The sequence below is a fragment of the Pseudomonas sp. xss_2 genome (genome assembly GCF_043104195.1).
In the GTDB taxonomy this organism is placed as follows: Bacteria; Pseudomonadota; Gammaproteobacteria; order Pseudomonadales; family Pseudomonadaceae; genus Aquipseudomonas; species Aquipseudomonas urmiensis.
Genome location: NZ_JBICKL010000051.1, coordinates 39,506 through 50,717, shown reverse-complemented (window position 1 = coordinate 50,717; position 11,212 = coordinate 39,506). Strand labels below are relative to the sequence as shown.

Sequence of the window (11,212 nt, the reverse complement as noted above, 5' to 3'; positions counted from 1 at the left end):
CATCCTACAAGGTGGCTGCATTTGTTTAGCCAAGCGCGAACTGAAGGTAGCCATTCACTGATTTAATCAACCTTACAGCCCATGGGAGTATCGAGCCATGATCCTCCTCCCCAGCATCGCCCAGCCGCCGTCACGCCCTTCCTTGCCGAAGGTCCGGGCCTGCGCTGGCGAAAATCCGCTGGTGCACATCATCCTCGCCTTCTGGGCCTTGTGGCACTGCCGTCACGCGCGCCCACCGGATGCTTTACTCACGCTTGACTGACCCATTCCGGCCCACCGGCCGGCTGACCCAGTATGACCTGGCGCCTGTTGTGCGCAGGTCCTGTGCGCGAGCGAATCCATCATGCACTTTGCTCCTATCGAGCAGGCCGAACGCTTTTTGGCCGACAACCCTGATATCGACCTGATCGAGCTGTTCATCCTCGACGCCAACGGCGTGCCACGCGGCAAGCTGCTGCACCGCGATGAGCTGTTGGCGGTATACGAAAGTGGCCGGCCATTGCCCAGTACCATCCTCGGCCTGACCCTCAATGGCGATGATGTCGAGAACTCCGGGCTGGTCTGGGACGTCGGCGATATCGACTGCCGCGCCTACCCGCTCGACGGTAGCCTGGTCCGTCTGCCGTGGCGGCGTGTGCCTACCGCTGCTGTGCAAGTCAGCATGCACCCCAGCGAAGGCCTACCCGCCAGCGTTGCCGATCCACGCCACGTACTGCTGCGCACCATCGAGGCGCTCAAGGCTGATGGCTTGCATCCGGTGATGGCCTGTGAGCTTGAGTTCTACCTGCTCGACCAGCAGCGCGATGCCCACGGCCGCCCGCAGCCAGCGCTGGACAACGACGGCGGCCGGCCACGCGCCACCCAGGTCTATGGCCTGCGCGAACTGGAGCAGATCGAGCCGTTCCTCGCCGACCTGTACGCGGCTTGCAAAGCCCAGGGCATCCCGGCGCGCACGGCGATTTCCGAATACGCCCCCGGCCAGGTGGAGATCACCCTGGAGCATGGCGACGCCTTGGCGGCGATGGATCAGGCGGTGCGCTACAAACGCCTGGTCAAGGGCATCGCCCATGCCCACGGCATGCAGGCCTGCTTCATGGCCAAACCGTTTTCGGATCTGGCCGGCACCGGCATGCACATGCACCTGAGCCTGGCCGATGAGCAGGGCAACAATCTGTTCGCCAGCAGCGATCCGGCAGGCACCCCGCTGCTGCGCCAGGCAGTCGCTGGCATGCTGTGCCACCTGCACGAATCGCTGTTGCTGTTCTGCCCCAACGCCAACTCGTTCCGGCGCTTCCAGGCCAACAGCTATGCGCCGCTGGCGCCGACCTGGGGCGTCGACAACCGCACCGTCAGCCTGCGCGTGCCGGGCGGCCCGGCCAACAGCCGGCATGTCGAGCACCGCATCTGCGGCGCCGATGCCAACCCCTACCTGGCCGCCGCCGCGATCCTCGCCGCCAGCCACCAAGGCATCCGCCAACAGCTCGACCCCGGCGCGCCCGTGCAAGGCAACGGCTATGCCCAGGCTACCGAGCACCTGCCCACTGACTGGCTGACCGTGCTCGATGCCCTGGAGCAGTCGAGCTGGGCCAAAGAAGCGCTGGGCGAGGCCTTCCTCGGTGTGTACCTGAAGGTCAAGCGTGCCGAGTATCGCCAGTTCATGGCCGAAGTCGGCGAGCAGGACTGGCGCTGGTACCTGCACCAGGCCTGAGCCCTACCCTCTTTCTGTCAAGGAACCACCATGAACGCAGCACTGAACAACGGCGCGGCCCAGCGCGCGCCGTCCTACTACAGCGCCACCCTCAACGATTCGACCCAATACCCGACCCTGCAGGGCACCCATCAGGTCGACGTGGCGATCATCGGCGGTGGCTTCACCGGCGTCGCCACCGCCGTGGAGTTGGCCGAGCGCGGCCTTAAGGTGGCGATCGTCGAAACCCACCGCATTGGTTGGGGCGCCAGCGGGCGCAACGGCGGCCAGGTCACCGGCAGCCTGTCGGGCGATGAAGCGATGCGCACGCAAATGCGCGATCGGCTCGGCGCCGAAGTCGACGACTTCATCTGGCAGCTGCGCTGGCGCGGCCACCAGATCATCGAGCAGCGAGTGCAGCGTTATGGCATCGATTGCGACTTGAAGCGCGGCCATCTGCATGCGGCGATGAAGCCTTCGCACATGGACGATCTGCGCAGCTTTGAGGCCGAGGCGCAGCGTCGTGGCATGGGCGATCAAGTCGAGTTGCTTGATCGCCAAGCGGTGGCTCGCCAGCTGCAAAGCCCGCTGTACCTGGGCGGCCTGAAGAACCGCCGCAACCTGCACCTGCATCCGCTCAACCTGTGCCTGGGCGAGGCCCGCGCCGCCCACAGCCTGGGCGCGCTGATCTTTGAAAACTCCGAAGTGCTGGAGATCATCCACGGCCCGCGCCCGGCGGTGGTCACTGCCCAGGGCCGGATCGAGGCCCGCCAGGTGATGCTGGCCGGCGATGTCTACCACAAGCTGGAAAAGCGCCAGCTCAAGGGCAAGATCTTCCCGGCCATGGGCGGCATCGTCACCACCGCACCCCTGGGGGAACTGGCCGCGCAGATCAACCCCGAGGACCTGGCGGTGTACGACTGCCGCTTCGTCCTCGACTACTACCGCCTGACAGCCGACAAGCGCTTGCTGTTCGGCGGTGGCGCCAATTATTCAGGCAAGGATTCGCGGGATATCGCCGGCGAGCTGCGACCGTGCATCGAGCGCACCTTCCCCGCGCTCAAGGGCGTGCCGATCGAGTTCCAGTGGAGCTGTGCGATGGGCATCGTGGTCAACCGCATTCCGCAGTTGGGCAAGCTTTCGGAGAATGTCTGGTACTGCCAGGGCTATTCCGGGCACGGCATCGCCACCAGTCACATCATGGGCGAGATCATGGCCGAGGCACTGACGGGGACGCTGGAGAAGTTCGACACCTTTGCGGCGTGCAAGCACATCAAGGTGCCGATGGGGGATCTGTTGGGCAATCCGCTGTTGGCGGCGGGGATGTGGTACTACCAGATGCTGGAAAAACTACGCTAGAGCCCTCATGGGAGCGGGCTTGCCCCGCTCCCATGCCGCCTGTTCGAAGTCGTCTGGACCTCAGGCGATCTTCTTCAAGCCCTGCTTCTTCAGCTCTTCATCACGCAACTCACGGCGCAGGATCTTGCCGACGTTAGTGGTCGGCAACGCATCGCGGAACTCGATGTAGCGCGGCACCTTGTAGCCCGTGACGTTGGCGCGCATGTGCTCCATCACCTGCTCCTTGGTCAGGGTCATGCCTGGCTTGACCACGATGAACACCTTGATCAGCTCGCCCGACTTCTCGTCCGGCACGCCAATCGCAGCGCACTGCAGCACGCCCGGCAAACCGGCCAGGACGTCTTCGAGCTCGTTGGGGTACACGTTGAAGCCCGAGACCAGGATCATGTCTTTCTTGCGATCGACGATGCGCATGTAGCCATCGAGCTGGATCAGGGCAATGTCGCCGGTCTTCAGCCAGCCGTCGGCGTCGAGGATCTCGGCGGTAGCGTCTTCGCGCTGCCAGTAGCCCTTCATCACCTGCGGGCCCTTCACGCACAGCTCGCCGACTTCACCCAGGCCAAGCTCCTGGCCGTTGTCATCGATGACCTTGCACAGGGTCGAGGGCACCGGAATGCCGATGGTCCCGACCTGGTTGGCCTCGGCCGGGTTGACCGCTGCTACCGGGCTGGTCTCGGTCATGCCGTAGCCTTCACAGATGGCGCAGCCGGTGACGGTCTTCCAGCGCTCGGCCACGCTCAGTTGCAAGGCCATGCCACCAGACAGGGTGATCTTCAGCGCCGAGAAATCCAAAGCACGGAAGGCTTCGTTGTTGCACAGGGCCACGAACAGGGTATTGAGGCCAACGAAACCGCTGAACTTCCACTTGCCCAGTTCCTTGACCATGGCCGGCAAATCGCGCGGGTTGCTGATCAGCACGTTGTGGTTACCGATCAGCATCATGGCCATGCAATGGAAGGTGAACGCATAGATGTGGTACAGCGGCAACGGGGTGATGAGGATCTCGCACCCTTCATGCAGGTTGGCACCCATCAGTGCCCGGCACTGCAGCATGTTGGCCACCAGGTTGCGGTGGGTGAGCATGGCGCCCTTGGCCACACCGGTGGTCCCACCGGTATACTGCAGCACGGCAACATCGTTGGGCTGCGGATTGGCCTCGGTAACCGGCTGGCCATGGCCTTTGGCCAAGGCATCGTTGAAGCGCACGGCGCCTGGCAGGTGGTACGCCGGAACCATCTTCTTCACGTACTTGATGACGCTGTTGATCAGCAGGCGCTTGATCGGCGGCAGCAGGTCGGCCACTTCGGTGACGATGACATGCTTGACCTGGGTCTTGGGCACGACCTTTTCAGCCAGGTGGGCCATGTTGGCCAGGCACACCAAGGCCTTGGCGCCGGAGTCGTTGAACTGGTGCTCCATCTCCCGCGCGGTGTACAGCGGGTTGGTGTTGACCACGATCAGCCCAGCGCGCATGGCGCCGAATACGGCTACAGGGTATTGCAGGACATTAGGCAGCTGTACGGCAATCCGATCACCTGGCTTGAGGTCGGTGTGCTGTTGCAGCCAGGCAGCAAAAGCTCCTGACAAGGCATACAGCTCGCCATAGGTGATGGTTTTGCCCAGGTTGCTAAAGGCCGGTTTGTCGGCAAAGCGTTGGCAGGACTGCTTGAGTACCGCTTGGATATTGGGGAATTCGTCAGGATTGATTTCCGCCGTAATCCCGGCTGGGTACTTATCCTTCCAAAAATTTTCGATCATGGAAGCCCACTCCTTCAGCAACAGCGAATTCATCACGCGTTTATGCGTTTATTATTGATATGAGATGACGGTTCATTGCAAACCGTATCCTCTGAAAGCGGGCCGAGAGTAACAGCTTTACCAGGGGTCGCCTAGAGGCCAAAACAGGCCTGACGGTCACGAAAATGACTCAATGAATTATATGAGTCATTTTTAGAGTATTTAACCAAAATGTCGCAAATCGGGCTGTATTGCGCATTTTAGAGGGGTTTGAACGCCATCGCGGGGCAAGCTCGCTGCCACGTCTGTTTTATACGTGAGAGCCAGCTTGCCCCGCGATGGCGAAAGACAGCAGGTGATCAAGCGATGTCGCGCAACTCCCGGCGTAGGATCTTGCCTACCGGGGTCATCGGCAGCGAATCGCGCAGGACAATGTGCTTGGGCACCTTGTAGCCAGTGAAGTTGGCCTTGCAGTAGGCCTTGAGCTCCTCGACGCTGACCCCGCCCTCACGCGGTACCACGAACAACTTCACCACCTCGCCCGAGCGCTCGTCCGGCACGCCGATTGCCGCGCAGTTGGCCACCTGTGGATGGCCCATGATCACGTCCTCGATCTCGTTGGGATACACGTTGAAGCCGGAGACGATGATCATGTCTTTCTTGCGGTCGACGATGCGGGTAAAGCCATCGGGGTCGATCACCGCGATATCCCCGGTCTTGAACCAGCCCTCGGCATCCAGCGCCTGGGCGGTCGCCTCGGGCTGCTGCCAGTAGCCCTTCATCACCTGCGGGCCCTTGATGCACAGCTCGCCACGCTCACCCAGCGGCAACTCGTTGCCATCATCGTCGATAACCTTGAAGGCGGTGCCTGCCACCGGAATGCCTACCGTGCCCAGCCGGGCCAACTGGCCATAGGGGTTGGTGCTGGCCACCGGCGAGGTTTCGGTCAGGCCATAGCCTTCGACGATGCGACAGCCGGTGAGGCTCTCCCAGCGCTCGGCGGTGGCCTTGACCAGCGCCGTGCCACCGGAGTTGGTGACCTTCAGCGCAGAGAAATCCAGCGACTTGAAGCCTGGGTGATCCATCAGTGCGACGAACAAGGTATTCAGACCGAGCAGAGCCGAGAAACGCCACTTGCCCAGCTCCTTGATGAAGCCCGGAATATCCCGCGGATTGGTGATCAGCACGTTGTGATTGCCAGTGACCATCATGCACATGCAGTTCGCCGTGAACGCATAGATGTGGTACAGCGGCAGCGGTGCGATCATCACCTCCTGGCCCTCCTTGATCAGCTTCTGCCCGTCCGGGCCGTGCTGGGAGAAGCAAGCGAGCACCTGGAGCATGTTGGCGACCAGGTTGGCATGGGTCAGCATCGCCCCCTTGGCCAAGCCGGTGGTGCCACCGGTGTACTGCAGCACGGCAATGTCGTCGAGGGTCAGCGGCACTGGTTTGTGGGTCAGCTCCCTGCCCTGGCGCAGCACCTGCTTGAACGGCACTGCCTGCGGCAGGTTGAAGGCCGGTACCATCTTCTTGACCTTGTCCACCACGGTATTGATCAGCCAGCCCTTGGCCGTGGGCAGCAGGTCGCCCATTTTCGCTTCGATCAGGTATTCGATCCCGGTATCGGGTAGCACCTCCTGTACACGCTTGCCGAACATGTTCAGGTAGACCAGGGCACGGGCGCCGGAATCCTTGAACTGGTGGCGCATCTCACGCTCGGTGTACAGCGGGTTGGTATTGACCACGATCAGCCCGGCACGCAAGGCGCCGAACACGGCGATGGGGTACTGCAACACGTTGGGCATCTGCACCGCGATGCGATCCCCAGGGGCCAGATCGGTGTTGTGCTGCAGCCAGGCGGCGAAGGCCGCCGAATGGCGCTCAAGCTCAGCGTAGCTGAGGGTCACGCCCAGGTTGCTGAACGCCGGGCGGTCGGCGAAACGCTTGCAGGAGCGCTCGAACACTTCGACGACGGAGCGGTAAGCATGGATATCAATGGTGGAAGGAACGCCCGCCGGGCGCTTGTCATTCCAGAAATCGGCTTGCATTTATTGTTGTTCCTCTTTGCCTGGACCGTCCCTGACCTGATTGCCTGATGGCAATTAGGCGTTCAGCCGACGTTAGCAGGTAAGCAGGAGGTGGCAAATACGCCAAGTGCTGCCATTAACATTGTGAATCTTATTTGTGCCCTTCCTGCAATTTGGCCGATTGTGCATAAACTGTGCTCGAACCCGCGCGTAAAGGACCCGCCATGCCCCATGACGCCTTCTGGCTGCCTGCCAGCGAGCATTGCAGCCTGTACGTCCATCAGTGGCTGCCAAGCACACCGGTCAAGGCCGTGGTGTTACTGGCCCACGGCATGGCCGAGCACGCTGGGCGCTACCGCCGCCTGGGTCATGCCCTGAGCGAGGCAGGCTTTGCCCTGTTCGCCCCTGACCTGCGCGGCCACGGGCGTACCGCCGAGCTTGGCCACTTGGGCCTGTTTGCCCGCCATCATGGCTGGAATGCCGTGGTCAACGACCTCGGCCTGCTCGCCCAGCACATCGGCCAGACGTATCCGGGGACTCCGCTGTTCCTGTTCGGCCACAGCATGGGCAGCTACATTGCCCAGGCCTACCTGCTGCATCACAGTGCCAGTGTGCAGGGGGCGATTCTCAGCGGTTCGAATTTCCAGCCGCCAGCGCTCTATCGAACGGCAGCGGCCATCGCCCGCGTCGAAACCTGGCGCCAAGGTGCCATGGGCAAGAGTGCGCTGATCGAGTGGCTGTCGTTTGGCTCGTTCAACAAGGCCTTCAAGCCTAACCGTACCGCCTTCGACTGGCTCAGCCGCGACCCTGAAGAGGTCGACAAGTACGTCGCCGACCCGTTGTGCGGCTTTCGTTGCAGCAACCAGTTGTGGCTCGATCTACTGCAAGGGCTGGCGCAAATCAGCCAGCCGGGTAACCTGGCGCAGATCGATCCGAACCTGCCGATCCTGGTAATTGGCGGCGAATGTGATCCGGTCAGTGCCGGCAAGCGTCTCAAGGATCTGGCCGCCGCCTTGAGCGCGACCGGCAATCGACATGTGCAGCTGCGCCTGTACCCTCAAGCGCGGCATGAGCTGCTCAATGAAACCAATCGCGACGAGGTCTGCGCCGATATACTCGGCTGGCTCGAACAGGCGCTGGCCCTTGGCCGCCCTGCTCGCAGTGAATGATATGCGCCCTCGTCCGCCTACAAGGAAGCCCTGATGACCCAGGTCACCAACACCCCTTACGAAGACCTCGAAGTGGGTCAGAAAGCCACCTTTGAGAAGTCCGTCGAAGAACGTGACATTCAGCTGTTCGCCGCGATGTCCGGTGACCACAACCCGGTGCACCTGGATGCCGAGTTCGCGGCCAAGAGCATGTTCCGCGAGCGTATTGCCCACGGCATGTTCAGCGGCGCGCTGATCAGTGCGGCAGTGGCTTGCACCCTGCCTGGCCCGGGCACCATCTACCTGGGTCAGCAGATGAGCTTCCAGAAGCCGGTGAAGATTGGCGACACCCTGACCGTGCGTCTGGAGATTCTGGAAAAGCTGCCCAAGTTCAAGGTCCGCATCGCCACCAATGTGTACAACCAGAAAGATGAGCTGGTGGTATCGGGCGAGGCCGAGATCCTCGCGCCACGTAAGCAGCAGACCGTTGACCTGGTTTCGCCGCCGAATTTTGTTGCCAGCTGATTTACTGAATTGAGTCATTTGGCGCCTGTGCGGACCATCATTGCAGGCTTCGCCAGCTCCCACGCCTCCCTGATAGGGCGGACAGGTGGGAGCGGGCTTGTCCCGCGATGAGGGCAAAAACTGACACCCCTGCACTCATTCCAGCGCCTTCAACCGCCGCTCTATATACCGCCGCTGCGGCCCCTGCTGGGTAAGCGCCAGGGCCTGCTGCCAGGCAGCACGCGCCTTGCTAACCTGCCCCAACTGAACATGCAGCTCTGCCTTGGCCGCATGCGCCAAGTGATAATCGCGCAGCTCCCCCCGATCCAGAATCGCCTGCACCGCCACCAAGCCCACCTGCGCACCATCGCGTTTGGCCAGTGCCGCTGCGCGGTTGAGCTCGACCACAGCTGACGGCCAATACCGCAGCAGCACGTCATACAAGCCGACGATCTCCTGCCAGTCGGTGTCTTCTGCCCGCTCAGCCTGGGCATGCACTGCGGCGATCGCCGCTTGCAGGCTGTACCCACCAAACTGCCGACTGCGTAAGGCCTGCTCCACCAGCTGGATGCCTTCGGCGATCTGCTGACGGTCCCACAGGCTGCGGTCTTGCTGGTCGAGCAGCACCAGCTCTCCTTGCGCATCGCTGCGCGCACGCTGCCGCGAAGCTTGCAGCAGCATCAGCGCCAGCAGGCCAAGCACCTCGGGGTCGGGCAACAACTGAACCAGCAGGCGCCCCAGGCGAATGGCTTCATCGCACAGCTCGCGCTGCACCAGATCCTCGCCCGAGGAGGCCAGGTAACCTTCGTTGAACACCAGGTAGATGACGCGCAACACGCTTTCCAGACGCTCAGGCAGCTCAGCCATCTCCGGCACCTGATACGGAATGCCTGCGTCGCGAATCTTCGCCTTGGCACGCACGATGCGCTGGGCGATGGTCGCCGGACTCTGCAGAAATGCCCGGGCGATCTGCTCGGTAGTCAGGCCACACACCTCGCGCAGGGTCAACGGCACTTGGGCATCGGCCGCCAGGGCTGGGTGGCAGCAGGTGAAGATCAACCGCAGGCGGTCATCGGCGAGTAACTCCTCCTCACTGGGATCACGCCCCTCACTGTCCAGCAGCATGATCAAATCCGCCTGGGAGCGATCGAAACGCATGCGCCGACGCAAGGCATCGATGGCCTTGAAGCGCCCAGTCGAGACCAGCCAGGCGCGCGGGTTATCCGGGATGCCATCACGCTGCCAGCGCTCGACGGCAATGAAGAAGGCATCGTGCATGGCCTCCTCGGCCAGGTCGAAGTCGCCCAACAGGCGAATCAGGGTCGCCAGGATGCGCCGCGAGTCGCGCCGATAGACCGCCTCGACTTGCTCACGTACGCGCTCTGGGCCAAGCATCAATCAGGCATCCGCTGGGTGACCACCTCCACCAGGCGGTCCAGGCTTTCTCCCCAGCCTTGATGAAAGCCCATTTCTTCATGGGCGCGGCAGTCGGCAGCATTCCAGTGCCAGGCACGGGCGGTGTAGCGGGTCTTGCCCAGCTCGTCGTCGAACGTCACCACAGCGGTCATGAAAGCCTTCTCCGATGGCACCCAGCCCGGCCCGAAGGCATCGGTGAACACCAGCCGCCGCGGTGCGGCGATCTCCAGGAACACGCCCTGGTTAGGGTACTCAGTGCCATCGGGGGCGCGCATCAGGGTGCGGAACAGACCGCCAACCCACAGCTGCATCTCGCATTCGGGGGTGGTCATGCCGTGCGGCCCCCACCACTGCATAAGCCACTCGGGTTCGCTCCAGGCGCGGAACACCTTGGCTGGAGGTGCATCGATCAGGCGGCTGATGGACAGTTCGTGTTGCGGGCCAGGCTGGGCGTCGGTCATTGTTATTGTGCTCCGCTGTCAGGGTTGCAGTTCGCGTACCGGGCGCACCTCGACACTGCCCACGCGTGCGGCAGGAATGCCTTTGGCAATGTTCAACGCCTCATTTAGATCGCGAGCATCGACCAGATAGAACCCGGCCAACTGCTCCTTGGTCTCGGCGAAGGGCCCGTCGGTCAGGCTCATGCGGCCAGCGCGCACGCGTACCGTGGTGGCTGTCTGCACCGACTTGAGCGCCTCGGCCGCAAGCATCCGCCCGGAGCCATGCAATGAGTCCGCGTAGGCTAGGCACTCGGCATCTTCCGGGCTCTCGGGCAGGCTGTGCAGCAGCCCTTCGTCACAATAGACCAGGCACAGGTATTTCATGGTCGTCTCCAGCGCTTGCGCACAGTGCGTTTGGCGATAAACCCGGGGGTTTTCAGTTCAAGGTTTGAGGTCGAACAGGGCTTTCTGGGTTTCCATGTCGAACGGCGCTGACCAATGCTCGTGGATCACCTGCCATTGCCCACCGCTACGACGATAGCCGACCGTGGCGCGCATGAAGCCGCACTGGCTTTGGTCATCCGACGGGCCGCAGCGATTGAGCCAATGGGCCAAGCCCAGGTCACCGTCGGCATGTATGGTCAGTTGTTCCATCTCGAACACCATCGGGCCGGTGCAGAAGCTCATGCACATTTCCCAGTGGGCGCGGTAGGCGGCCTTACCTTTGAATTGCAGCTCTTTGATGGCGTCGAAGGCGAGGATGTCGTCGGCGTAAGGGGCGGCGATACCGTCTAGGTCGCGGTCGCGGACGGCTTGCATCCAGGTGTCGATCAGTTGGCGGATTTCGGTTTCGGCTGCGCTGTTCATCTGTGGTTTCTCCGATAGGTCATGAGT

General features: G+C 62.4%; 10 protein-coding genes. 4 read left to right on the top strand and 6 right to left on the bottom strand.

Features of this window, described 5'->3' with window-relative positions; translation table 11 throughout:
- The first annotated feature begins 343 nt into the window (after positions 1-343).
- Both ACF8K2_RS12765 and ACF8K2_RS12760 read left to right on the top strand, forming a co-directional pair.
- Positions 344-1,708, top strand: coding sequence for a glutamine synthetase family protein (locus ACF8K2_RS12765; RefSeq protein ID WP_186557725.1), 1,365 nt, complete (start codon positions 344-346; stop codon positions 1,706-1,708).
- Positions 1,709-1,738: 30 nt separating this feature from the next.
- Entirely contained in the window at positions 1,739-3,046 is a 1,308-nt protein-coding gene (locus tag ACF8K2_RS12760) for an NAD(P)/FAD-dependent oxidoreductase (protein ID WP_392465133.1), read from the top strand.
- Between the two features lie 60 nt (positions 3,047-3,106).
- Here ACF8K2_RS12760 and fadD1 read toward each other — a convergent pair whose 3' ends face one another.
- Positions 3,107-4,804, bottom strand: coding sequence for a long-chain-fatty-acid--CoA ligase FadD1 (gene fadD1 / locus ACF8K2_RS12755; protein ID WP_186557723.1), 1,698 nt, complete (start codon positions 4,802-4,804; stop codon positions 3,107-3,109).
- A 338-nt stretch (positions 4,805-5,142) separates the two neighbouring features.
- Entirely contained in the window at positions 5,143-6,831 is a 1,689-nt protein-coding gene (gene fadD2, locus ACF8K2_RS12750; protein ID WP_392465131.1) for a long-chain-fatty-acid--CoA ligase FadD2, read from the bottom strand.
- 203 nt (positions 6,832-7,034) lie between these two features.
- Between fadD2 and ACF8K2_RS12745 the strand changes: the two genes are divergently transcribed.
- On the top strand, positions 7,035-7,979 hold the full coding sequence (locus ACF8K2_RS12745) for a lysophospholipase (RefSeq protein WP_368973424.1): 945 nt from the start codon (positions 7,035-7,037) through the stop codon (positions 7,977-7,979).
- Positions 7,980-8,012: 33 nt separating this feature from the next.
- On the top strand, positions 8,013-8,483 hold the full coding sequence (locus ACF8K2_RS12740) for a MaoC family dehydratase (protein WP_264237072.1): 471 nt from the start codon (positions 8,013-8,015) through the stop codon (positions 8,481-8,483).
- 135 nt (positions 8,484-8,618) lie between these two features.
- On the opposite strand, the gene ACF8K2_RS12735 is transcribed toward ACF8K2_RS12740, so the two are convergent.
- From ACF8K2_RS12735 to ACF8K2_RS12720, 4 genes are read right to left on the bottom strand one after another with little or no spacing between them, the layout of a single operon-like run.
- Positions 8,619-9,857 (bottom strand): RNA polymerase sigma factor, encoded by a 1,239-nt coding sequence (locus ACF8K2_RS12735; RefSeq protein WP_312153003.1) that lies wholly within the window; start codon positions 9,855-9,857, stop codon positions 8,619-8,621.
- Entirely contained in the window at positions 9,857-10,339 is a 483-nt protein-coding gene (locus ACF8K2_RS12730) for an SRPBCC family protein (RefSeq protein WP_392465129.1), read from the bottom strand. The genes ACF8K2_RS12735 and ACF8K2_RS12730 overlap by 1 nt, the downstream gene beginning before the upstream one ends.
- Positions 10,340-10,357: 18 nt before the next feature.
- Positions 10,358-10,702 carry a YciI family protein gene (locus ACF8K2_RS12725; RefSeq protein ID WP_392465127.1) on the bottom strand — a complete coding sequence of 115 codons (345 nt, stop codon included), beginning with the start codon at positions 10,700-10,702 and terminating at the stop codon, positions 10,358-10,360.
- A gap of 57 nt (positions 10,703-10,759) precedes the next feature.
- A complete protein-coding gene (locus ACF8K2_RS12720) occupies positions 10,760-11,185 on the bottom strand; it encodes a nuclear transport factor 2 family protein (RefSeq protein ID WP_186557716.1) in 426 nt (141 codons plus the stop codon).
- Positions 11,186-11,212: the final 27 nt, after the last annotated feature.